The organism is Mesorhizobium sp. SARCC-RB16n, from assembly GCF_008520305.1.
Lineage (GTDB): Bacteria > Pseudomonadota > Alphaproteobacteria > Rhizobiales > Rhizobiaceae > Mesorhizobium.
Window position 1 is genome coordinate 210,012 of record NZ_ML703263.1, and the last position, 23,384, is coordinate 233,395.

17 protein-coding genes are annotated in these 23,384 nt (G+C 61.9%); 5 read left to right on the plus strand and 12 right to left on the minus strand.

Features of this window, described 5'->3' with window-relative positions:
• Positions 1-19: 19 nt before the first annotated feature.
• The 8 genes from C7I87_RS09650 to C7I87_RS09685 form a co-directional block, all read right to left on the minus strand.
• Entirely contained in the window at positions 20-1,648 is a 1,629-nt protein-coding gene (locus C7I87_RS09650; protein WP_149903975.1) for an alpha-D-glucose phosphate-specific phosphoglucomutase, read from the minus strand.
• Positions 1,649-1,651: 3 nt separating this feature from the next.
• Positions 1,652-3,097: a glycogen synthase GlgA gene (glgA, locus tag C7I87_RS09655; RefSeq protein ID WP_149903976.1), complete on the minus strand. Its 1,446-nt coding sequence runs from the start codon at positions 3,095-3,097 to the stop codon at positions 1,652-1,654.
• Between the two features lie 78 nt (positions 3,098-3,175).
• Complete coding sequence (gene glgC, locus C7I87_RS09660) at positions 3,176-4,441, minus strand: glucose-1-phosphate adenylyltransferase (protein ID WP_149903977.1); 1,266 nt, start codon at positions 4,439-4,441, stop codon at positions 3,176-3,178.
• A 47-nt stretch (positions 4,442-4,488) separates the two neighbouring features.
• The gene (gene glgB / locus C7I87_RS09665; protein WP_149903978.1) at positions 4,489-6,702 is read right to left on the minus strand and encodes a 1,4-alpha-glucan branching protein GlgB; all 2,214 of its coding nucleotides are present in this window, start codon (positions 6,700-6,702) and stop codon (positions 4,489-4,491) included.
• Positions 6,703-6,773: 71 nt separating this feature from the next.
• Positions 6,774-9,236, minus strand: coding sequence for a glycogen/starch/alpha-glucan phosphorylase (locus C7I87_RS09670; protein WP_149903979.1), 2,463 nt, complete (start codon positions 9,234-9,236; stop codon positions 6,774-6,776).
• A gap of 130 nt (positions 9,237-9,366) precedes the next feature.
• Complete coding sequence (locus C7I87_RS09675; protein WP_149903980.1) at positions 9,367-10,146, minus strand: ATP-binding cassette domain-containing protein; 780 nt, start codon at positions 10,144-10,146, stop codon at positions 9,367-9,369.
• The gene (locus C7I87_RS09680) at positions 10,143-11,219 is read right to left on the minus strand and encodes an ABC transporter permease (protein WP_149903981.1); all 1,077 of its coding nucleotides are present in this window, start codon (positions 11,217-11,219) and stop codon (positions 10,143-10,145) included. The genes C7I87_RS09675 and C7I87_RS09680 overlap by 4 nt, the downstream gene beginning before the upstream one ends.
• 96 nt (positions 11,220-11,315) lie before the next feature.
• The gene (locus C7I87_RS09685) at positions 11,316-12,344 is read right to left on the minus strand and encodes a sugar ABC transporter substrate-binding protein (protein ID WP_149903982.1); all 1,029 of its coding nucleotides are present in this window, start codon (positions 12,342-12,344) and stop codon (positions 11,316-11,318) included.
• 212 nt (positions 12,345-12,556) lie between these two features.
• Here C7I87_RS09685 and C7I87_RS09690 point away from each other — a divergent pair, with 212 nt between their 5' ends.
• From C7I87_RS09690 to C7I87_RS09705, 4 genes are all read left to right on the plus strand, one after another.
• The gene (locus C7I87_RS09690; protein WP_149903983.1) at positions 12,557-13,783 is read left to right on the plus strand and encodes an ROK family transcriptional regulator; all 1,227 of its coding nucleotides are present in this window, start codon (positions 12,557-12,559) and stop codon (positions 13,781-13,783) included.
• Complete coding sequence (locus C7I87_RS09695; RefSeq protein WP_149903984.1) at positions 13,784-14,230, plus strand: RbsD/FucU family protein; 447 nt, start codon at positions 13,784-13,786, stop codon at positions 14,228-14,230.
• Positions 14,227-15,150, plus strand: coding sequence for a carbohydrate kinase family protein (locus C7I87_RS09700; RefSeq protein WP_149903985.1), 924 nt, complete (start codon positions 14,227-14,229; stop codon positions 15,148-15,150). Before C7I87_RS09695 ends, C7I87_RS09700 begins: the two co-directional genes overlap by 4 nt.
• A 229-nt stretch (positions 15,151-15,379) precedes the next feature.
• On the plus strand, positions 15,380-16,522 hold the full coding sequence (locus tag C7I87_RS09705) for a DegT/DnrJ/EryC1/StrS family aminotransferase (protein ID WP_149903986.1): 1,143 nt from the start codon (positions 15,380-15,382) through the stop codon (positions 16,520-16,522).
• A 71-nt stretch (positions 16,523-16,593) separates the two neighbouring features.
• Here C7I87_RS09705 and C7I87_RS09710 read toward each other — a convergent pair whose 3' ends face one another.
• The 4 genes from C7I87_RS09710 to cysD are packed head-to-tail and all read right to left on the minus strand — an operon-like array spanning position 16,594 to position 21,567.
• Positions 16,594-17,856: an O-antigen ligase family protein gene (locus C7I87_RS09710; RefSeq protein WP_149903987.1), complete on the minus strand. Its 1,263-nt coding sequence runs from the start codon at positions 17,854-17,856 to the stop codon at positions 16,594-16,596.
• Between the two features lie 54 nt (positions 17,857-17,910).
• Positions 17,911-18,711 (minus strand): 3'(2'),5'-bisphosphate nucleotidase CysQ, encoded by an 801-nt coding sequence (gene cysQ / locus C7I87_RS09715; RefSeq protein ID WP_188393798.1) that lies wholly within the window; start codon positions 18,709-18,711, stop codon positions 17,911-17,913.
• A 10-nt stretch (positions 18,712-18,721) separates the two neighbouring features.
• On the minus strand, positions 18,722-20,659 hold the full coding sequence (gene cysN / locus C7I87_RS09720; RefSeq protein ID WP_188393789.1) for a sulfate adenylyltransferase subunit CysN: 1,938 nt from the start codon (positions 20,657-20,659) through the stop codon (positions 18,722-18,724).
• Positions 20,660-20,661: 2 nt separating this feature from the next.
• A complete protein-coding gene (gene cysD, locus C7I87_RS09725) occupies positions 20,662-21,567 on the minus strand; it encodes a sulfate adenylyltransferase subunit CysD (RefSeq protein WP_149903990.1) in 906 nt (301 codons plus the stop codon).
• 451 nt (positions 21,568-22,018) lie between these two features.
• Here cysD and C7I87_RS09730 point away from each other — a divergent pair, with 451 nt between their 5' ends.
• Positions 22,019-23,371: an O-antigen ligase family protein gene (locus tag C7I87_RS09730; RefSeq protein ID WP_149903991.1), complete on the plus strand. Its 1,353-nt coding sequence runs from the start codon at positions 22,019-22,021 to the stop codon at positions 23,369-23,371.
• Positions 23,372-23,384: the final 13 nt, after the last annotated feature.

Consider the following 23,384-nt stretch of genomic DNA (forward strand, 5'->3'; position numbering starts at 1 on the left):
AATGAACGCAGTACCGCTCTCAAGTAATCACGCTGGGCTTGTTGCGGCCGGTGTGGCTCTTGATTCCGGCAATGTCGTCGGCGGCGGCGATGAGATCGGCGAGCGCCTCCTGCGTGTCGAGATCGTGCCTCGCCTTATCCGGCTCGTAGCGCTCGATATAGACGCGCAGGGTCGCGCCCGAAGTGCCGGTGCCGGAGAGGCGGAAGACGACGCGTGAGCCGCCTTCGAACAGCACCCTTATGCCCTGGTGCTCGCTGGTCGAGCCGTCGACCGGGTCGTGATAGGCAAAATCGTCGGCATTGGCGATCTTCAGGCCGCGCACACTGGTGCCGGGCAGCGAGCCGAGCTTGGCCCTGAGTTCGTCGACCAGCGCATTGGCGCGCGCGCTCTCGACCTCCTCATAGTCGTGCCGCGAATAGTAGTTGCGACCGTAGGTCTCCCAGTGCTCGGTGACAACCTGCTTGCAGCTTTCGCCGCGCGCGGCCAGGATGTTGAGCCACAGGAGCACCGCCCACAGGCCGTCCTTTTCGCGGACATGGTTGGAGCCGGTGCCGGCACTTTCCTCGCCGCAGATCGTCGCCATGCCGGCGTCGAGCAGATTGCCGAAGAACTTCCAGCCGGTCGGCGTCTCGTAAATGCCGATGCCGAGCTTGTGGGCGACGCGGTCGGCGGCACCGCTGGTCGGCATCGAGCGGGCAATGCCTTTCAGGCCTTCCTTGTAGCCCGGCGCCAGGCGGGCATTGGCCGCGAGCATGGCGACCGAATCCGACGGGGTGACGAAAATACCCTTGCCGATGATCAAGTTGCGGTCGCCGTCGCCGTCGGAGGCAGCGCCGAAATCCGGCGCGTCCGGTCCCATCATCTCGTCATAGAGGTGCTTGGCATGGACGAGGTTGGGATCGGGGTGATGACCGCCGAAATCGGGCAGCGGCTTGAAATTGCGGCAGGTGCCGTTCGGTGCGCCGAGCCGGTGTTCCAGGATTTCCTTGGCGTAGGGTCCGGTCACCGCGTGCATGGCGTCGAAGCGCATGCGGAAACCCGACTTGAACAGTTTGCGCAGCGCATCGAAATCGAACAGGCTCTCCATCAGCTCGGCATAGTCGGTGACCGGGTCGATGATCTCGACGGTCATGCCGCCGGCCTTGACGGTGCCAACCGTATCGATGTCGATCGGATCGATGTCGGCGATCTTGAAGCTCGAAATCGCCTTGGTCTTGGCAAAGATGGCGTCGGTCAGCTTTTCCGGCGCCGGGCCGCCATTGCCGGCATTGTACTTGATGCCGAAGTCCTCATGCGGGCCGCCGGGATTGTGGCTGGCCGACAGGATGATACCGCCGAAGGTCTTGTATTTGCGGATGACATGCGAGGCGGCCGGCGTCGACAGGATACCGCCCTGTCCGACCATCACCTTGCCGAAACCGTTGGCGGCGGCCATGGCGATGGCCTTCTGGATGACCTCGCGGTTGTAGTAGCGGCCGTCGCCGCCGATCACCAGGGTCTTGCCGGCAAATCCGTCGAGCGCGTCGAAGATCGACTGGATGAAGTTCTCGGCATAGTGCTCCTGCTGGAACACTGGCACTTTCTTGCGCAGTCCCGACGTGCCGGGCTTCTGGTCGGAATAGGGCTTGGTGGGGACGGTGCGTATCATGCTTCAGGCAACCCTTTTCGAAAGCAGCAGGCGATAGAGTTCAACATATTTTTCGGCGCTTCGATCCCACGACACATCGGTCTTCATGCCCTGGCGCTGGATGGTCTCGAAGCTTGCGGGACTGGCGTGGGCGTCGGCCAGACGGCGGATGGCGTGGAGCAGCGCGCCGCCATTGTTGGGGGCAAACTGGAACCCGGTCGCCACGCCGGCGGCCATTGCTGCTTCGTTGGCATCAATGATGGTGTCGGCGAGGCCGCCGGTGCGGGCGACGACCGGCACGCAGCCATAGCGCAGACCGTAAAGCTGCGTCAGCCCACAAGGCTCGAAGCGTGAAGGGATGACAATGGCGTCGCAGCCGCCCTGCATCGTGTGCGACAGCCCCTCGTCATAGCCGACGACCATGCCGATGCGGCCACGGTGGCGTGCGGCAGCGGCCAGCAGCGCGCCTTCGAGCCCGGCGTCGCCTGAGCCCAGGATGGCCAGCCTGGCGCCTGTCGCGACGATGCCGTCGATCACCGTCGCCAATATGTCCATGCCCTTCTGCCAGGTCAGCCGGCTGACGACACAGACCATCGGGCTGCCGTCGCGGGCGAGGCCAAAACGATCCTCGACGGCGTCCCTGTTGGGGGCGCGGGCCTTCAAGGTTTCGGCCGTGTAGGTCGATACCAGATGCTTGTCGGCTTGCGGATCCCAGATGGCGGTGTCGATGCCGTTGACGATGCCATGGAGATCGCTTGAACGCATGTTGATGAGACCGTCGAGGCCCATGCCGAACTCCGGCGAACGGATCTCCTGCGCATAGGTCGGGCTTACCGTTGTGATCGCCCAGGCGGCCTGCAGGCCAGCCTTGAGGAAGCCGACACCGCCATAATATTCGACGCCGTCAAGCGCCATCGCCGCGGCCGGCAGGCCGAGCTCGCCGAAGATGCCGGCGCCGAACTGGCCCTGGAAGGCGAGATTGTGGACGGTCATCATCGATGGTGTGCCGACGGCCTTGCCATAGCGCATGTAGGCGAGCGTCATCGCCGACTGCCAGTCATGGGCATGGACGATGTCAGGCAGGTACCCCGAAATGGCGCCACCGGCGATATCGGCGCCGGCCTGGCTCAGCGCGGCGAAGCGGCGCCAATTGTCCGGCCAGTCCGCGCCCGAGGCGTTGCCATAGGGACCGCCGGGACGGTCGAACAGATGCGGCGCGTCGAGCACGAACAGGTCGAGCCCGGCGACCTCGACGGCATGGACCGAGGCCTTGCCGCCCTGCAGCAGGGGGTACTGGTAGACGGCCTTCTTTTTCTTGAAGGCCTCCATCACCACCGGAAAGCCCGGGATGAGCGTGCGCATGGTCACGCCCTTGGCCGCGAGTGCAATGGGCAGCGCGCCGGTTACATCGGCAAGCCCGCCAGTCTTGATCAGCGGGAAAATCTCGGGCGTGACCGACAGAACATGCATGCGCTTAACGATCCGCTTCTGGTCCACGTCGCCCAAAACCGTGCAGTGGCTTTGGGATTACGACATGCACAAAACACCCTAAAGTGACAGCTTGTTGATCATGTCCTGTGTGATCAGGCAGATACCCTTTTCCGAAACGCGGAAGCGCTTTGCGTCGAGCACGGGATCCTCGCCGACCACCAGCCCTTCCGGTATCCTTACACCGTGGTCGATGACGACGCGCTTCAACTTTGCGTTCCGGCCGACATGAACGTCGGGCAGCATGACAACCTCTTCCAGCGTCGAATAGGAATTGATGCGCGCGCCGGTAAAGATCAGGCTTTTCTTCAGCGAAGCGCCCGAGACGATGCAATCGCCCGACACCAGTGACGAGACGGCGGAACCGCGCCTGCCATCCTCGTCATGCACGAATTTTGCCGGCGGCTTCAGTTCGGCATAAGTCCAGATCGGCCAGTCGCGGTCGTAGAGGTCGAGTTCGGGCGTCACGTCGGTCAGGTCGATGTTGGCCTCCCAATAGGCGTCGACCGTGCCGACATCGCGCCAGTAGGCCTCGTTCTCGGCGGTCGAACGCACACAGGACTTGGTGAAGCGGTGCGCGATCGCCTTACCGTGCGTGACGATATAGGGGATGATGTCCTTGCCGAAGTCGCGGCTGGAGCCCGGCTCGGCGGCATCGCGGCGCAGCTGTTCCATCAGGAACTTGGTCTTGAAGACGTAGATGCCCATCGAGGCCAAGGCGAATTCCGGGTTACCCGGAATGCCGGGCGGATCGGCGGGTTTTTCGACGAAGGCGATGATGTTGTCCTTCGCATCGACATGCATGACGCCGAAGCCGGTCGCTTCCATGCGCGGCACTTCGAGGCAGCCGACCGTGACATCGGCGCCGGCATCGACATGCTGGCGCAGCATCAGCTCGTAATCCATCTTGTAGATGTGGTCGCCGGCCAGGATCACCATGTATTCCGGGCCATAGGCCTCGATGATGTCGATGTTCTGGTAGACGGCGTCCGCCGTGCCTTCATACCATTGCGTTTCCGACACGCGCTGGCTCGCCGGCAGGATGTCGAAGCTTTCGTTTCTTTCGGGCCGCAGGAAGTTCCAGCCGCGTTGCAGGTGGCGGATCAGTGAATGCGCCTTGTACTGGGTGGCGACGCCGAGGCGGCGGATGCCGGAGTTCAACGCATTGGAGAGCGCGAAATCGATGATGCGCGTCTTGCCGCCAAAATAGACCGCCGGCTTGGCGCGCCGGTCGGTCAGTTCCTTGAGGCGGCTGCCGCGCCCGCCGGCCAGCACATAGGCCATGGCGTCGCGAGCCAGTGGCTGGGTTCTTTTCAAGTCTGCCATTTATACCCTCCCAAGTTACTCAGTCTCGCCATGTTCCCGGCCGATGCTCAATCGGCAACGCGCTCGAGCATGATCGTCGACAGCGGCGGCAGAAGCATTGTTGCCGAGATGCTCTTGCCCTCCGCCCTTGCCTCGACCATGCCGCCATTGCCCATGCCGGAGCCGCCATATTCGGTAGCGTCGGTGTTGATGATCTCGCGCCACTTGCCGGCCTTCGGCAGCGGCACACGATAATTGTCGCGTGGCACCGGTGTGAAATTGGAGATGACGGCGACCGGATTGCCCCCGGGAGCGTTGCGTACCCAGGCGAAAACCGAATTCTGGCTGTCGTCGACGATCAGCCAGGAGAACCCTTCCGGCTCACAGTCGCGGCTATGCAGGGCCGGGCGTGACCGGTAGAGATAGTTGAGATCGCGTACCGTCTGCCAGACGCCGCGATGCGGGCGGAAATCGAGCAGGTTCCAATCAAGCGCGCGCGCCTCGCTCCATTCGCGGCGCTGCGCGAATTCCTGGCCCATGAACAGCAGCTTCTTGCCGGGATAACCCCACATGAAGCCGTAGTAGGCACGCAGGGTCGCGAATTTCTGCCAGTCGTCACCGGCCATCTTGCTCAGCAGCGTGCCTTTGCCGTGCACGACCTCGTCATGTGAGAGCGGCAGCACGAAATTCTCCGAGAAGGCGTAGGTCAGGCCGAAGGTCAGCTCGTTGTGGTGGTGCTTGCGGAAAATCGGCTCCTTGGAGAAATACTCCAGCGTGTCGTGCATGAAGCCCATGTTCCATTTGAAGCCGAAGCCCAGCCCGCCTTCATGAACAGGAGCCGAGACCTTTGGCCATGAAGTCGATTCCTCGGCGATGGTCATGACGCCGGGATGGTGGCCGTAGAGTTCCTTGTTCATCTTCTGCAGGAAGCTGACCGCCTCGAGGTTTTCGCGCCCACCCTTCTCGTTGGGGATCCATTCGCCCTGCTTGCGCGAATAGTCGAGGTAGAGCATCGAGGCGACCGCGTCGACGCGAAGGCCGTCGACATGGTATTTTTCGGCCCAGAACAGCGCGTTGTTGACGAGGAACGACACCACCTCGCGGCGGCCGAAATTGTAGATCGCGGTGTTCCAGTCCGGGTGGAAGCCCTTGCGCGGGTCGGCATGCTCGTAGAGCGCGGTGCCGTCGAAATGGACCAGGCCGTGCTCGTCGACAGGGAAATGCGCGGGGACCCAGTCGAGGATGACGCCGATGCCGGCACGGTGGGCGCCATCGACAAAGCGGGCAAAGCCGTCCGGATCGCCGAAGCGGGCCGACGGCGCGTAGAGGCCGGTGGTCTGATAGCCCCAGGACGGGTCATAGGGATGCTCGGAGATCGGCAGGAATTCGATGTGGGTGAAACCGCTCTCGACCACATAGGGGATCAGCCGGTCGGCCAGTTCATCCCATGACAGGAAGGTGCCGTCGTCGCGAAGCTGCCAGGAACCGGCATGGACTTCGTAAATCGAGATAGCCTCGCGCCGAGGGTCGGCGTTGCGCCAGTAATTGCGATGCGCTTCGTCACCCCATGGATGCGCCGGCGGCACCGCGGTCACCGAGGCCGTTGCCGGGCGCAGCTCCGACTTGAAGGCGAACGGATCGGCCTTCAGCGGCAACCTCACACCATCGGGACCTATGATTTCGTATTTGTAGGGTCGGCCGGCACCGATATCGGGAATGAACAGCTCCCAGATGCCGGTGTCACGACGGTCGCGCATCGTATGCCGGCGGCCGTCCCAGTCATTGAAATCGCCAACCACCGAGACCCGCCTGGCATTTGGGGCCCATACTGCGAAATGCACGCCGGTGGCGCCCTCGTGCTCGATGATATGCGCGCCAAGCTTGTCGAACAGCCTGAGATGCGAACCCTCGGCGATGTAGTAATCGTCCATCGGTCCGAGCACTGGACCGAACGAGTAGGGATCGGTCAGCCACCAGTCGCCGCCGGCATTGCGCGCGTGGTAGCGCAGCGGCTGGCGCTTCTTGATCGACAGCTTGCCCTCGAAGAAACCGGCTTCGTCGCGCCTGGTCAATTCGCCGGCCTCAATGCCGGTCAGCGTGTAGGCGATGACAGACTGCGCGTGTGGAACGAAGCAGCGCGCGAACAGGCTCTTGCCTGCCTCCTGGACGCCAAGGACCGCAAATGGATCTCCGTGCGTACCGGCGACAATCGCCGCAACATCGCTGGCTGGCGCCAGTCCGTCCGGCCCGCTTGTCGCAGCGGTCGCGCGCGGCTTCCTCATCAGGCGGTCGCCCTCCCCGGGCACCAAGTGTTTGTTTTTGCGGCCATCGTTCGTGGCCTTATGCAATCACATCAGACGGGCACGTTCCAGATTTCTTTCGCGTATTGGCGGATCGTGCGATCGGAGGAGAACCAGCCGACGCGCGCGACGTTGCGGATGGCGCGCGCGTACCAGTCCGGGCTGTTGCGCCAGACGGCATCGACGTCGCGCTGGCAGGCGGCATAGGCATCGAAATCCGCCGCGACCATGAACCAGTCGGTATTGTAGAGACCATTGATGAGGTCGCGGTAGCGATTGGGATCGTCGGGCGAGAAGACGCCTGACGAAACGGCCGCGACTGCCTGAGCCAGTTCGGAGGATGCCTCGATGACGCCGCGCGGATCGTAGCCATTGTTGCGCCGCTCGGCGACTTCTTCGGTGGTGAGGCCGAAGATGAAGATGTTGTCGTCGCCGACATGCTCCTTGATCTCGACATTGGCGCCGTCGAGCGTGCCGATGGTCAGCGCGCCGTTCAGCGCGAACTTCATGTTGCCGGTGCCGGAGGCTTCCATGCCGGCGGTCGAGATCTGCTCCGAGAGATCGGCGGCCGGCATCAGCACCTCGGCCAGGCTGACATTGTAATTCGGTACGAACACGATTTTCAGCAGGCCGCGCACCGAAGGGTCACTGTTGATCACTTTGGCGACGTCGTTGGCCAGTTTGATGATCAGCTTGGCGTTGTGGTAGCTGGGCGCGGCCTTGCCGCCGAAGAATTTCACCCGAGGCATCCAGTCGCGCTCGGGATGCGAGCGTATCTGGTCATAGAGCGCGATCGCCTCGAGGATATTGAGCAACTGGCGCTTGTATTCGTGGATACGCTTGACCTGGATGTCGAAGAGCGCCGAAGGGTCGAGCTTGATGCCGAGGCGGTCGGCGACCAAATTGGCAAGCCTCACCTTGTTCTGGCGCTTCACGGCGGCGAATTTTTCGCGGAAGGCGATGTCGTCGGCGAGAGGATCGAGCCCCTTGATCGCTTCGATGTCATCCATGAAGCGGTCGCCGATCGCCTCGCGGGCAAGCGCAGTGAGGCCCGGATTGCACTGGATGAGCCAGCGCCGCGGCGTGATGCCGTTGGTCTTGTTGTTGATGCGATCGGGATAGAGTTTGTGGAGGTCGGCGAAGACCGTCTCCTTCATCAACTCGGTGTGCAGCGCCGACACGCCGTTGATCGAATGCGAACCGACAAAGGCCAAATTGCCCATGCGCACCCGGCGGTCGCCATTCTCTTGGATCAACGAGATGCGGCTGATCTGCTCGTCAGAAAACTGGTTGGTGGCGCGCGCCTCCAGGAGTACCTGCGCGTTGATGGCGTAGACGATCTGCATGTGGCGCGGCAAAAGCCGCTCGAATAGCGGCACCGGCCAGCTTTCCAGCGCCTCGGGCAGCAGCGTGTGGTTGGTGTAGCCGAAGGTGCGCTTGGTGAGATTCCAGGCGAGGTCGAAATCCATGCCATGGACATCCATCAGGAGCCGCATCAGTTCAGGCACGGCGATCGCCGGATGGGTGTCGTTGAGGTGGATCGCCGCCTTGTCGGGCAGCGACCTCAGATCGCCATATTGGCTGAGATGCCGCTGGACAATGTCCTGCAGCGAGGCGGTGGAGAAGAAATACTCCTGGCGAAGCCTGAGTTCCTGCCCAGCCATGTGGGAATCGGCTGGATAGAGCACGCGCGACAGCGCATCGGCCTTGTTGCTTTCGGCCAGCGCGCCAATGTGGTCGCCGGCATTGAACTTGTCGAGCAGGATCGGATCGATCGGCATGCCGGACCAAAGGCGCAGCGTGTTGACGCGCTTGGCGCGCCAGCCGGCCACGGGCGTGTCGTAGGCGACGGCAAGCACATGCTCCCTAGGCTTCCAGACATGCCGCTCGAGGCGCCCGTCCTTCGAGGTGATCGATTCGACCGAACCGCCGAAGCCGACTTCGAAGGAGCGCTCGCGTCGCTCGAACTCCCACGGGTTGCCGTGGTCCAGCCAGGTCTCGGGCAGTTCAACCTGCCAGCCGTCATGGATTTCCTGGCGGAACATGCCGTTGGCATAGCGGATGCCGTAGCCATGCGCGGGAATGTCGACGGTCGCCATGCTTTCCATGAAGCAGGCGGCGAGCCGGCCAAGTCCGCCATTGCCAAGGGCTGCGTCCGGCTCGAGCGCCGCGATGATGTCGAGATCGACGCCGAGTGAGGACAAGGCCTCGCGCATGTTCTCCATCAGGCCGAGATTGGAAAAAGCGTCGCGCATCAGGCGCCCGATCAAGAACTCGAGCGAGAGGTAATAGACGCGCTTTTCCTGCTGGTCGTAGGCTTCCTTGGTCGCCTGCATCCAATGGTCGACGACCCGGTCGCGCACGACCTTGATCGAGGCGGTCAGCCAGTCGTACTGGGTCGCGACGGTAGTGTCCTTGCCGACCCGGTATTTGAGCGACATCAAGACCTCTTCGGCGAGCGTCTTGGGATCGGGATTGTCGAGAGCGGGAGCTTCGATCGTCATGGCGGATGTCATATCGCCTCTCGTTCGGTTTGCCTGATCATACCGGCTTTCACCGTTTCTCCCAGCCTATCCTAGTGCATTGCAGCATGTTTTCAATCGATTTAGGCAAGTGTCGCCGGAATGACCGCGGCAACTGGCAAGATCAGGCGGCTAGTACCTCAGGCGGCGCCTTCGCTCCGGTCATGAAGGCAACGGCGTCGGACATCGTATATTGCTTGGGATCGATGACGGCGAGGCGACGGCCGAGACGATGAATATGGATGCGGTCGGCCACCTCGAAGACATGCGGCATGTTGTGCGAGATGAGCACGATCGGCAGCCCGCGTTTCTTCACGTCGAGGATCAGTTCAAGCACGCGGCGGCTCTCCTTGACGCCAAGCGCCGCTGTCGGCTCGTCCATGATGATGACACGACTGCCGAAGGCGGCGGCCCGCGCCACGGCGACGCCCTGGCGCTGGCCGCCGGACAGCGTTTCGACCGACTGGTTGATGTTCTGGATGGTCATCAGCCCGAGCTCGGACAGTTTATCGCGGGCGATGCGCGCCATGGCTGAGCGGTCGAGCCGGCGCAGCCATTGCCCGGCAAAGCCGGGTTTGCGGAGCTCACGGCCTAGGAACATGTTGTCGGCGATCGACAGCGCCGGCGACAGGGCCAGGTTCTGGTAGACGGTCTCGATGCCGGCCATGCGGGCCTCGATCGGCGAACGGAAATGCACCGTCTGGCCGTCGAGCTCGATCATACCGGAATCCGGGATGACGGCACCACAAAGCGCCTTGACCAGCGTCGACTTGCCGGCACCATTATCGCCGATGACGGCGAGGATCTCGCCCGGAAGCAGGTCGAAATCGGCGTTGTCGAGCGCGACCACCCTGCCGTAGCGCTTGTTGAGACCTTTTGCCTGGAGAATGGGCTGCGTGCTCATGCCGAGACCTTCCTGATCCACTGGTCAATGGTAACGGCGAGGATGATGAGGATGCCGACGGTGAACTCCTGCCAGAGCGAGTCGACGCCGGCGAGCGCCAGACCATTGCGGAAGACACCGACGATCAGCGCCCCGAACAGCGTGCCAACGAGCGAACCGCGGCCGCCGAACAGCGAGGTGCCGCCGATCACCACTGCGGTAATGGCATCCAGATTGGCGGTCTGGTTGCCAAGCGGGCTCGCAGCACCGATGCGGCCAATGAGCGCCCAGCTGGCAATGGCGCAGATGAAGCCGGCGATCGTGTAGACGGCAATGTAGACGCCGCGCGTGTTGATGCCGGCGAGGCGCGCGGCCTCGTCATCATCGCCGGTTGCATAAACATGGCGGCCGAAAGCCGTGCGGTTGAGCACATACCAGATGATAACAGCCGTCAGGATCATGGCGATCGTGCCGTAGGTCAGCACCGCCCCGCCACCCAGCCTTATCGTATGGCCGAGCCATTGCAGCAGCGGCCCCATGGCCTCGATGTCCTGCGCCCTCACCGTCTCGGAGTGCGAAACGTAGATGACCATGGCACCGTAGACGCTCCAAGTTCCAAGTGTGACGATAAAAGGCGGCAGCTTGATGACGGCGACGAGCACGCCGTTGATAAGGCCACAGAGCAGGCCGGTAAGCAGCCCGAGCACGAAGGCGATTTCGACCGGAATACCAAAGGTGACAGTCAACCGGCCCATGATGATGGATGAGAGCACCATCATCGCGCCAACCGACAAATCAATGCCGGCGGTCAGGATAACCAGCGTCTGGGCTATGCCCAGAAAGGCAATTATGGTGACCTGCTGGAGAACGAGTGAAAGATTGAACGGCGCAAAGAACCGGCCCCCGGCCGCCACCGAAAAAATCAGGATACCGACGACGAGCACAATGAACGGGATTGCTGTCGGGTATTCGTGCAGAAATCTCTGCAGGCTCTTCAAGCTGGAACGGCGATCCTCTTCAAAACTCGCCACCGACTGATCGCTGCCCCGGAGGCCGCGCTCGGCAATGGCCGAACCGGTTGTGTCGTCGCTCATAATCCCCTCCCAAGGGTCCCGTATTTTTAGGAAAGAGCGGCCGCAACCGCCCTTTCCGTTGGAGTTTAAACTCTTCTGGCGGGTCTTAGGAAGCCATCAGCCCCAGCAGAGTTCGAGGCCCTTCTTGGTATCAATCGATTCGACACCCTTGACCGGCTTGTCGGTGATCAGCGTCGCTCCAGTGTCGAAGAACTGCTTGCCCGGGGTGGGTTTCGGCTTCTCTCCGGTCTTGGCGAATTTCTCGATCGCTTCCATGGCCATCGCAGCCATCTTCAGTGGATATTGCTGTGAGGTCGCGCCAATTACGCCTGCCGCGACATTCTTGACGCCGGGGCAGCCGCCGTCGATCGACACCACCAGAACCGAGCCGTCATCCTTGCCCGCCGCCTTGAGTGCCTGATAGCCACCTGCCGCCGCCGGCTCGTTGATCGTGTACATGACGTTCACGTCAGGGCACTTCTGTAGCAAGGTCTCCATGGCGGTGCGGCCGCCGTCCTCGGCGCCACCGGTCATTTCATGCCCACAAATGCGCGCGTCGCTCTCGTCGCCATATTTCTTCGGGTCCTTGATGTCGATGCCAAAGCCCTGCATGAAGCCTTGGTCACGCAAATAGTCGACCGTCGGCTGGTTGGTGGCTAGGTCGAGGAACGCGATCTTGGCGCTTGAGGCCTTGTCGCCGAGGGTGCCCTTGGCCCACTGGCCGATCAGTTCGCCGGCCTTGAAATTGTCGGTGGCGAAGGTTGCGTCGGCGGCATCGATCGGATCGAGCGGCGTGTCGAGCACGATGACCAGCAGGCCGGCGTCGCGCGCCTTCTTAATCGTCGGCACGATGGCACTGGAATCGCTCGGCACGATGGCAAAGCCCTTGGCCCCGGCCGAGATCAGGTTCTCGATGGCCGCGACCTGGCTGTCATTGTCGCCATCGAACTTGCCGGCAAAGGTCTGCAGCGTAAGGCCGAGTTCCTTGGCTTTGGCCTGCGCGCCCTCGCGCATCTTGACGAAGAACGGATTGCCTTCGGTCTTGGTAATCAGGCCGACAATATCGGCAGCGTACGAGGCCGAGGCCATCGCGCCATAAAAGGCAAGGCCGGCGACGGCCGCCCTCAGAACATTCCACTTACCCATGATTTCCTCCCAGTAGACCATATCGGAAGCCGGCCAACCGGCATCCTCACAAGCATCCAGACAACTCTTCCCAGCTTGGACGCTCGATTCAAACAGACACCAGACTAAGGCATCTGTCAATAATTAAATCACTCTTATTTATTATTGACAGCCTTGCATGCTTCACTCATTCTTGCCCAAAAGCATTGCGGGGAAACGACGGGAGGAACAGGGTGGAGACCGCCACTGCGAGGCATGGTTCGCCCGAAGCGAATGAGAGCCTTATTCACCGCGGCACCAACCAGAGCGGCATGCGCGACCACAATGAGCGCCTGGTGCTTTCGCTGGTGCGCCAGCACGGCAGTCTGGCGAAGTCCGACATCGCCCGCATGACCGGACTTTCGGCGCAGACGGTTTCGGTCATCATGCGCGAACTTGAGGACGAAAGCCTGCTCGTGCGCCAGGCGCCGTTGCGCGGCAAGATCGGCCAGCCGTCGATCCCCATGGCGCTCAACCCCGAAGGCGCCTTCTTCATTGGCCTCAAGATCGGCCGCCGCAGCGCCGAACTCGTGCTGATCGATTTTCTCGGGCACGTGCGCGCCATGCTGCAGCACTCCTACCGCTACCCTGCCCCACGCGAGACAGTCGAGTTCGTAACGGCAGGCATGAAGACGATGCGCGGGGAGCTGACACCGGCGCAGGACAAGCGCATTGCCGGGCTCGGCATCGCCATGCCGTTCGAACTCTGGAACTGGGCCGACACCGCCGGCGCGCCGCGCGACGTTATGGACGAGTGGCGCCACCGCGATATCCGGGCCGACATTCAGACGCAGTGCGATTTTCCGGTCTATCTGCAGAACGATGCCACCTCCGCCTGCGGTGCCGAACTTGTCTTCGGCCAGACGGGCGCGGCGCGGGATTTCGTCTATTTCTACATCGGCGCCTTTGCCGGCGGCGGCATCGTGCTCAACGGCCGACTTTTCGGCGGACCGACCGGCAATGCCGGCGCGCTCGGCTCCATGCCGGTGCCGGGGCCGGATGGAAAACCGGCCCAGCTGATCGACGTGGCCTCAATCGCCATGCTCGAAAAGACACTCAATGCGCGTGGCGTCGAGGCCTCGTATCTGTGGACCTCCCCCGAGGATTGGGGGGAGATCGGCGCCGAGCTCGACGAGTGGATCGCCAGCGCCTCGCGGGCGCTCGCTTACGCCATCGTTGCGGCGTCCTCGGTCATCGATTTCGAGGCCGCGGTGATCGACGGCTGGATGCCGAAGGCCGTCCGGCACAGGCTGGTCGAGGCGGTCGTCACGGCAATCGGCGCGATCGACGGCGAAGGCCTGAAACTTCCGGCCGTCCGCGAGGGAAGCGTGGGCATCCATGCCCGGGCGCTCGGCGGTGCCAGCCTGCCGCTTTCCGAACGCTTCCTGATCGGTTCGACGACGATTTCCAGGAGCGCCTGAATGCTGATCGGGATTCCGGCGCTGCTTGGTCCGGAGCTTCTGGCGACATTGCGCGCCATGGGCCATGGTGACGAGATTGCCCTGGTCGACGGGAACTATCCCGCGCAGGACCAGGCAAAACGCCTCATCCGGGCCGACGGCCATGCCCTCATTCCCGTACTCGACGCGGTACTGACGCTGCTTCCGGTCGACGATGTCGTCCCGGAAGCGCTGTTTCGCGCCTCGGTGAAAGGCGATCCGTCGCTTGCCGACCCTGTCCACCGTGAAATGGAGGCGATCTGCGCCAAACGCGCGCCGGGCCGCAAGGTGGTTGCGCTGGCCGGCGCCGACTTCTATGCACGGGTCAAATCGGCGCATGCCATCGTCGCGACAAGCGAGCCGCGGCTTTACGCCAACATCATTATCCGCAAGGGCGTGATCTATCCGCCGGAGACCAAGAAGCCATGATCCTCTGTTGCGGCGAAGCCCTGATCGACATGCTGCCGCGCACCACCACGCAGGGTGAGCCGGCCTTTGCTCCCTATGTCGGCGGCGCGGTCTTCAACACGGCGATCGCACTCGGCCGGCTCGGCGCGCCGGCCGGCTTCTTCTCGGGCCTGTCGTCGGACCTGTTCGGCGGTCAGTTCCGGGACGCGCTGGGGGCCAGCAAGGTCAGTTCAACCTATGCCCACACCTCGCCCCGACCGACGACACTGGCTTTCGTGCGGCTGAACAACGGCCAGGCGACCTACACCTTCTATGACGAGAACACGGCCGGGCGCATGCTGACCATCGAGGACCTGCCGCAACTCGGCGGCGAGATCGAGGCGATGCTGTTCGGCGCCATCAGCCTGATCTCGGAGCCGGCCGGCTCGGCCTATGAGGAATTCATGCGGCGCGAGCATGAGGCCCGCGTAATGATGCTCGATCCCAACATCCGGCCGAACTTTATCCCCGACAAGGCCAAGCATCTCAGGCGCATCCGGGAAATGATGGCCATGGCCGACATTGTCAAACTGTCGGACGAAGACCTCCACTGGTTTGGCGAAGCCGGTGCGCACGAGGATGTCGTGCGCAATTGGCTCGACCGAGGCCCGAAGCTGATCGTCGTCACGCATGGCAGCGAAGGTGCCGTTGGCTACAGCAAGCAGCACCGTGTCACCGTCATGCCGGAGACGGTGACGGTGGTGGACACCGTCGGCGCCGGCGACACGTTCAACGCCGGCATCCTTGCCTCTCTGCATGACCAGGGCCTGCTGACGAAAGCGGCGATTTCCGGCCTGTCCGAAGACGCAATCCGCAAGGCATTGGCGCTCGGCGCCAAGGCGGCCGCGGTGACGGTATCACGAGCCGGCGCCAATCCGCCCTGGCGGCACGAGATCGGCTGATCGGCTCTCCAGCGCGATCACTTTATGTTTCCATGCGCCGGAAAACCGCGATAAAAGTGGCCTGAATTGCGCCGCCAAGGCCGGATTCCCGGCTTTTTGGGGCGATGCGCCGGCAAAACACGGTAACGGGCTGCGACACTTGCACCCTACGCCCGGTCCGCAGCCGGCTTTTTCAGCCGCGCCAAGTCTGGTACCAGCGGGCCGGTTATTGGCAGGTATTGAGGCCGACATGCAGTTCATCGATCTTGGCGCGCAGCGCGAACGAATCCGCGACCGGCTGAAAGCCGCGATCGACCACGTCGTCGAGGATGGCCGCTACATCCTTGGCCCCCAGGTCGCCGAGTTCGAGAAGAAGCTCGCCGCCTATGTCGGCGTCAAGCATGTGGTTGCCTGCGCCAACGGCACCGACGCACTGCTCTTGCCCCTATTCGCCGCCGGCATCGGCCCAGGTGACGCGGTGTTCGTGCCGAGCTTCACCTTCGCTGCCACCGCGGAAGTGGTGGCGCTGGCCAAGGCCGAACCGGTTTTCGTCGACGTTGATCCGAAAACCTACAACATCGACATCGCCAGCCTGGAGGCCGCGATCGCCGCCATCAAGAAGGAAGGCCGACTGAAGCCGAAGGCGATCATCCCTGTCGACCTGTTCGGTCTTGCCGCCGACTATGAGGCAATCATGGCTATCGCCAATCGCGAAGGCTTATTGGTGATCGAAGATGCCGCCCAGTCCATGGGTGGCTCGCTCGAAGGCAGGATGTGTGGCGCGTTCGGCCATGTCGGCTCGACCAGCTTCTATCCGGCCAAGCCGCTCGGCTGCTATGGCGACGGTGGCGCGATGTTCACCAATGACGACGCTCTGGCCGACGCGCTGCGTTCCTTCGCCTTCCACGGCAAGGGCGCGACGCAGTACGACAACATCCGCGTCGGCATCAATTCACGGCTCGACACGCTGCAGGCGGCGATCCTGATCGAGAAGCTCGCCATCCTCGAGGAAGAGATGGTGGCGCGGCAGGTGGTAGCCCAGCGCTATGCTGAAGGCCTCGGCGACATCGTCACCGCCGCGCGCAACCTGGACGGCAGCCGCTCGGCGTGGGCGCAATACGCGATCGAGACGCCGAAACGCGACGGCCTTAAAGCGCATCTGAGCGAAAAGGGCATTCCGTCTGTCATCTATTACGTCAAGCCGCTGCATGAGCAGATCGCCTATCGCGACTACCCGCGCACGCCGACTGGCCTTGCCGTCTCGGAGGACCTGCCGAAACGCATCCTGTGCCTGCCGATGCATCCCTATCTCAGCGAGGCCGACCAGGACCGGATCATCGAAACGATCCGCAACTATATCGGCTCGAACTCGGCGCAGGCCGCGGCCGAATAGGCGTCGGATACCAGAAGGCCGACACCTCGTCGGCACAGGGCGGCGAGGCGCAGGCCGTGCGCTTCGCGCAGTTATTTTGATAAAGTCCCTGCGCGTCTTGCGATCCGATCTTCCATTCCCGTCCGGGTCACGGAAGGGCACTGCAATATGCAGATGCCCCCTGTGAACACCAAAGTGCCCAGAACCCAAGACAACCAGATCCGATGGTCGACCGACAGTTCGACAACAGCTATGATCAGGTAGCTGCTGGCTATGAAATGGCAGGGGCCGCTCAAACCGCCGATCATTCTTATGATCGCACCCAGGAGCACCCCATACACAATGATGCCCAGCGCTCCCAGTTCATACCACAAATCGAATACGATATTGTGTGCGCTTGGGAGATCCACCTGCGCATAATATGTGGGATTCGCCACGATCCCGACCGCGTTTCTCGTCGTATTGGCGCCATGGCCGAGAAGCGGCTGGTCCGCAATGTGGGGCGAGATCATCTGCCAAAGATCAAGGCGCGCGGCGAACGTTCCTGGATAGAAAGCCAGCAATCCGGTTGTTTTGAGGTAGGCGAACAGCGGCGAGACTACGAAGGGGGCGATCAGGGCAAAAGACAAATAGACGGCGAAGAATCCGACCAGGGCGTGTTGGCGGTATTTCGCGGGCATGACAAAAATCGCCGCTACGAAGACAATCGCCAGATTGACGCCGGTCGATTGGCCGTAGAGCAATGTCAGCACGGCAAAGAGAGCCGCAAGCCCCTTCCAGACCAGCCTCGGCTGGGCAAGAAATATGACGGCAAAAAAAGCCCCGTAGACCGTGATCTTGTGGAGGGTGAAAACATTCCCCACAAATCTTGGATCTTCGGTCAAAAACGCAAAATACAGTTCCCAACCCATCACCGACACCAGGCCAATCAGTATGCCGACCAATGAGACCCGCGCGAGCCGGTCGCGCTGGGCACTCGGAAGCGCCAGAATGCACTCAAACAGCAGGATGGCGGCGACCGAGTAGCCAAACAGGTCCCTCGCCGCCATGAGAGAGCGGCTCGCGTTGACCGACCACAGGGCGCTGGACAGGACAAAGCCGGACAAGAGAGCGAGAGTGACGGCGAGGACTGTCGTTGCCCTGCCAAAGCGTGCACCCTTCGTCAAAAGGGCAAGAGCGCCCATGACAGCCGCGACAAGTGCCAGGGCCGTCGGAGACATTTCGATGAAGACGAAAAGGGCGGGAGAGAGGGCGAAGAGGCCCAGCAACATCCTAAGGACTATTTCGTCACGACTGCTGGTCCATACCGGAAATCCGCCCAAAATGACGGCATGGCATTTCTGAAAAAAGAACATTCAACTACCGACTCAGGGAACGCCGGTACAGGATAGGTCATTGGCGGAGGCGCCTCAACGTTCGATACGTCCTCCGGTTGCAACTCTGCCGCTGGCGATGAAATGCGGATTGGCGAAGTCCTCGTCATCGGCCTGGTTGCGCTTGCCATAGGTCAAGGGCTTTCCGTCCAGCGTGCGCGTCGTGCCGCCGGCGGCGCGCAGCACCGCGTCACCCGCCGCGGTGTCCCATTCCATGGTGCGACCGAAGCGCGGATAGACATCCGCCTCGCCATTGGCGAGGAGGCAGAATTTCAGCGACGAACCGACCGAGACGATCTCGGCGGCACCAAGGTCGCGAATATAGGCTTCGGTTTCCGGTGTGTTGTGCGAGCGGCTGGCAACCACGGCCAGCGGCGTCACGGCCGTTCTCACCGAAATCTGCCGGCGAGAAACGATCCGGTAGCCGCCATCGACTTCGAGGGCTTCCGCCCTGCCCGGCAGACCGGAAAAGAAGCGGCCGCTGCATGGCGCGAAGACGACGCCGACTTCCGGCACGCCATGGCGGACAAGCGCGATGTTGACGGTGAAGTCGGTGCGCCGGTTGACGAATTCCTTGGTGCCGTCCAGCGGATCAATGAGGAAGAACACCTCACCAAGTTCGCCCGGCATGACGCCGGCCGCCGCTTCCTCCTCGGCCACGCAGGGAATGTCGGGGAATTCCGTGCGCAGGCCGGCGAGAATGATCTTCTCGCTCTCGCGGTCCGCCTCGGTCACCGGCGAGGAATCCGATTTGCGGTCGACCGCGCAGCCGGCGTGGAACACACGCATGACCTCGCTTCCGGCGGCCAGGGCCAGCCGCTCGAAGATTTCAAGCATCGAACTGTCGTCAGATGCCGCCGCCATTGTCATATTGGTCCTCGGCAATGTCACGCTCGTTCAGCCAGTGTTCCAGGGCATCTACCATCTCTTCAGCCGACTTGCCGAGCGTCTCCAGATGGATCTCCGGTTTCTCCGGTGCTTCGTAAGGAGAATCGACACCGGTGAAATTCTTGATCTCGCCATTCAGCGCGCGGGCATAAAGACCCTTCGGATCACGCCTGGCGCATTCCTCGAAAGGCGTATCGACAAACACCTCGATGAACTCGCCATCGGCCATCAATTCCCGGGCCATGCGCCGCTCGGCGCTGAACGGCGAAATGAAGGAAACAATGACGATCAGCCCGGCATCGGCCATCAGCTTGGCCACTTCGGCGACGCGGCGAATGTTCTCGACACGATCGGCGTCGGTGAATCCGAGGTCGCGGTTGAGCCCGTGACGAACATTGTCGCCGTCCAGGATATAGGTATGGCGGCCGGTGGCGAACAGCTTCTTCTCGAACAGGTTGGCGATGGTCGACTTACCGGAGCCCGACAGCCCCGTGAACCAGAACACGGCGGGCCGCTGGTTCTTCATGTCGGCGCGCACGCGCTTGCCGACATCGAGCGACTGCCAATGGATGTTTTCGGCGCGGCGCAGCGAGTGCACGATCATGCCGGCGCCAACCGTGGCGTTGCTGATGCGATCGATCAGGATAAAGGCGCCAGTGGTACGGTTCTCGCCAAACGGATCGAAGGCGATCGGCGCCCGCGTTGAAATGTTGCAGATACCGACTTCGTTCATTTCAAGCGACTTGGCCGCCTCATGGGCAAAATCGTTGACATTGATGCGATATTTCAAGTCGGTGACGGTGGCGCTGGTCTGATCGGTCTCCGTGCGCAGGATATAAGACCGGCCCGGCAGCAGCGCATGCTCGTCGAACCAGACGATGTTGGCGGCGAACTGGTCGGCGACCTGTGGCCGTGCGGCCGGCGAAACCAGCATGTTGCCCCTGGAAACCTCGACCTCGTCGTCAAGGACGAGCGTTATGGCCTGGCCGGCCACCGCTTGTTTGAGATCGCCGCCATAGGCGACGATGCGTTTGACATGCGAGGACTTGCCCGATTTTGCGACGACGACCTCGTCGCCTTGCGCAACGGTACCGGACGCGATGGTGCCGGCGAAGCCGCGAAAATCGAGATTGGGGCGATTGACGTACTGAACCGGAAAGCGGAACGGCAGTTCGACAGTAGTCTCTTCGACCGAAACGGTCTCGAGGTGCTCGATCAACGTCGGGCCGGAATACCAATGCGTGTTTTCGGAGCGGGTGCTGACGTTGTCGCCGTAGCGGGCCGACATCGGAATCGGCGTGATGGTCTGGAAACCGAGATCGCGCGAGAACTGCCGGTAGTCCTCGACGATCCTGTCGAAGACCGCCTGGTCGAAATCTACAAGATCGATCTTGTTGACCGCCAGCACGATGTGGCGGATGCCGAGCAGCGAGGCGATGATCGAATGCCGCCGGGTCTGGCGCAGCACACCCTGCCGGGCATCGATCAGCACGATCGCCAGATCGGCGGTCGAGGCACCGGTCGCCATGTTGCGTGTATATTGTTCGTGGCCGGGCGTGTCGGCGACGATGAACTTGCGCTTCGGCGTGGCGAAGAAACGGTAGGCGACGTCGATGGTGATGCCCTGCTCGCGCTCGGCCTCGAGGCCGTCAACGAGCAGCGCGAAGTCGATGTCGTCGCCTGTCGTGCCGTGCTTGCGCGAATCGCGTTCGAGCGCGGCGAGTTGGTCCTCGAAAATCTGCTTGGTGTCGGACAGCAGGCGTCCGATCAACGTCGACTTGCCATCATCCACCGAACCGCAGGTGAGGAAGCGCAGCAGCGACTTCTTCTCCTGCGCGGCCAGATAATCGCGGACGCCGTCCGTGGGAGCGAGGCTCTTTGCCATGATGTGGCGCATGGTCAGAAATACCCCTCGCGCTTCTTCTTTTCCATCGAACCGGCTTCATCGCGGTCGATCAGGCGACCCTGCCGTTCGGATGTGCGTGCCGTCAGCATCTCGCCAACAATGGCTTCGAGTGTGTCGGCGTCGGATTCGATGGCGCCGGTCAGCGGATAGCAGCCAAGCGTGCGGAACCGCACCAACCGGTCCTCCACGACCTCGCCGGGGAGCAGCTTCATGCGATCATCGTCCTTGAGGATCAACATGCCATCGCGTTCGACAACCGGCCGCTGCTTGGCGAAATAGAGCGGTACAATCGGGATGTTTTCCTGCAGAATGTACTGCCAGATGTCGAGTTCGGTCCAGTTCGACAAGGGGAAGACGCGGATCGATTCTCCCTGAGCGACACGTGTGTTGAAAATCTTCCACATTTCGGGCCGCTGGTTCTTCGGATCCCACACATGCTGGGCATTGCGGAAAGAGAAGATGCGCTCCTTGGCGCGCGACTTTTCCTCGTCGCGACGGGCGCCGCCAAAGGCCGCATCGAAGCCATATTTGTCGAGCGCCTGGCGCAACGCCACGGTCTTCATCACATGGGTGTGGGTGTTCGAACCGTGATCGAACGGATTGATGTTGTCGCGCACGCCGTCTTCGTTGACGTGAACCAGAAGGTCGAACCCCAGCTTCTGCGCCATCTGATCGCGAAATGCGATCATCTCGCGGAATTTCCAGGTGGTGTCGACGTGAAGAAAGGGGAATGGTGGCTTGGCCGGATAAAACGCCTTCATCGCCAGATGCATCAGCACCGACGAGTCCTTGCCGACGGAATAGAGCATGACCGGCTTGGCGAAGGCTGCCGCGACCTCGCGGAATATGTGGATGGACTCGGCTTCAAGCCGCTGCAGATGCGTAAGCGCTGGTATCATGGACCGTGAGTGTTCTCTCATGCCTTGCAACAGAAATCCTGCGTCATCGAGCCCTTTGCGCCCGGTTCAAGCTTCGCTTCTGGACAAAGTGTTTCGTGCGGGCGTTCTAGCAGATCGCCGCGGCGCAGAACAATGCAAGACGAGCCCGGCAGCGGTCTGTTCGAGAATGAATTTTCCACGCCTGTGGCAAAACTCGGAAATTTCTGCTTGAAGGGCCGCCAGCCGGGAAAAGGCAGGAAAAATATTGCCTGTGGGAGCGATGCAGCAGGGCTACTGGGCCCGACTAGGGGATTTCGGCGGCAATCGATCCGGGCGCACTATCGAAATAGCGGCCCAGCCGCTATACGCTTTTCGAGAGTGGGCAAGTGCGTGATGGAGCATGGGCAGTTTCGAGGCGAGCACATTCGACGACGTGCCGCATAAAATTTCTCTGGAATAGCAGGTCCGAAAATTGAACCGGCTTTCATCCATAAGGCAGCAATTCACGCCTTCGCGGATCAATATCTACTTCTCCATTCTCTGCTTCTTTTCACCCCCGGTCCTGGGATCGGTAGTCAGCTTCGTGTTCAATGGCGGCGGCCTGTGGTCCGTCCTGTTGATCGCCTTGAAGAGAAGACGCTTCAATGTCGACCGCGCGATGATGGCGCTGACGATCGCGATCTATGCCTATTGCGCAAGCAATGTCATGGCGTCTCTCGTCAACCACGCGATCGTCAAGGACGCCCGGCATCTTATCCCGCTGATCACCTTTCTGTTTTTTCCCATCTCCTATTCGACCTGGAGCATTTCGCAAAAGACAACGCTCGTCCGCATCATTGTGTTGGCCAGCATGGCGGCCTGTTTTGGCGCGCTGCTGCTGGCGGTCTACCAACAGTATCGGCTTGGTATGCGCGCCGAGGGCGGGGCCGGGAATGCGATCGTGTTCGCTGAGGTCCTCTGCCTTGCGGTGGTGACCTGCGTGGCCGCTGCCCTGTCCGGCATAGAGAAATACAGGATCGCCCTCATCTGCGCTGCACTCGGCGGAACGATCGCCATCATCTACTCCGGTACGCGCATTGTCTGGCTGGCACTGCTGATTGCCGGTGTCGCCGTTCTGCTGATCAACCAGCAGAAGTTGAGAGGTAGAAATGCCATCCGCGTGCTTTTGCTGCTGGCCGCGATCGCGGCCATGATCGCGGTTTTCGGGTTCCAGACGATAGCGGGGCGTGTCGAATTTCTGCACTCCGACTGGGATGCGCTGGCGGCTCATGGTGACCACACGACAGCTTTGGGATCGCGCGTCGCCCTTTGGGATATCGGCCTGAAGGCATTTCGTGAGATGCCATTGTTCGGACATGGAGTGGGTGCCACCCATGCTTTGATCAAGCAGGGCTTTCAGGAACAGTTCGGGATGGATGAAGGTTTCAATCATTTCCACAACGGCTTCCTGACCGCCTTGGTGCAAGCGGGAATCCTGGGTGCGGTGACGCTGGCGGCGATCTTTGTCGTTGCCGCCAGCAATGCCGCTCGGGTCCTTCGCGACAGCGCCGATCCGATCGAGCGGTTCGGCGCTACCATGATTGTCGCCGTCGTGATCACCTATCTGACCGCTGGAATGACGGGCATCCTGATCGGCCATGACATTCTGGACTCGGTCTTTATGGTCTTCCTGGTGTCGGGAACATATCTTGCCAGTGGGCGCCAGGCTGCGTTGGTGGAAGGGCAAGTCCTTCCACCAGGGGTGGCAGTCCAGGCGATGTCACCAGCGAACGGCCAAGTCGTTCCATCCGTGGAAGGCCTGGCATCTCCGCCAGCCGCCCAATAACCGGTCCGGGCAA

Excerpts from the sequence above, each read along its gene's own strand:
- C7I87_RS09650 (WP_149903975.1), bottom strand. The coding sequence starts at position 1,648 with ATGATACGCACCGTCCCCACCAAGCCCTATTCCGACCAGAAGCCCGGC.
- glgA (WP_149903976.1), bottom strand. The coding sequence starts at position 3,097 with ATGCATGTTCTGTCGGTCACGCCCGAGATTTTCCCGCTGATCAAGACT.
- glgC (WP_149903977.1), bottom strand. The coding sequence starts at position 4,441 with ATGGCAGACTTGAAAAGAACCCAGCCACTGGCTCGCGACGCCATGGCC.
- glgB (WP_149903978.1), bottom strand. The coding sequence starts at position 6,702 with ATGAGGAAGCCGCGCGCGACCGCTGCGACAAGCGGGCCGGACGGACTG.
- C7I87_RS09670 (WP_149903979.1), bottom strand. The coding sequence starts at position 9,236 with ATGACATCCGCCATGACGATCGAAGCTCCCGCTCTCGACAATCCCGAT.
- C7I87_RS09675 (WP_149903980.1), bottom strand. The coding sequence starts at position 10,146 with ATGAGCACGCAGCCCATTCTCCAGGCAAAAGGTCTCAACAAGCGCTAC.
- C7I87_RS09680 (WP_149903981.1), bottom strand. The coding sequence starts at position 11,219 with ATGAGCGACGACACAACCGGTTCGGCCATTGCCGAGCGCGGCCTCCGG.
- C7I87_RS09685 (WP_149903982.1), bottom strand. The coding sequence starts at position 12,344 with ATGGGTAAGTGGAATGTTCTGAGGGCGGCCGTCGCCGGCCTTGCCTTT.
- C7I87_RS09695 (WP_149903984.1), top strand. The coding sequence starts at position 13,784 with ATGCTGATCGGGATTCCGGCGCTGCTTGGTCCGGAGCTTCTGGCGACA.
- C7I87_RS09700 (WP_149903985.1), top strand. The coding sequence starts at position 14,227 with ATGATCCTCTGTTGCGGCGAAGCCCTGATCGACATGCTGCCGCGCACC.
- C7I87_RS09705 (WP_149903986.1), top strand. The coding sequence starts at position 15,380 with ATGCAGTTCATCGATCTTGGCGCGCAGCGCGAACGAATCCGCGACCGG.
- C7I87_RS09710 (WP_149903987.1), bottom strand. The coding sequence starts at position 17,856 with ATGTTCTTTTTTCAGAAATGCCATGCCGTCATTTTGGGCGGATTTCCG.
- cysQ (WP_188393798.1), bottom strand. The coding sequence starts at position 18,711 with ATGCTTGAAATCTTCGAGCGGCTGGCCCTGGCCGCCGGAAGCGAGGTC.
- cysN (WP_188393789.1), bottom strand. The coding sequence starts at position 20,659 with ATGCGCCACATCATGGCAAAGAGCCTCGCTCCCACGGACGGCGTCCGC.
- cysD (WP_149903990.1), bottom strand. The coding sequence starts at position 21,567 with ATGATACCAGCGCTTACGCATCTGCAGCGGCTTGAAGCCGAGTCCATC.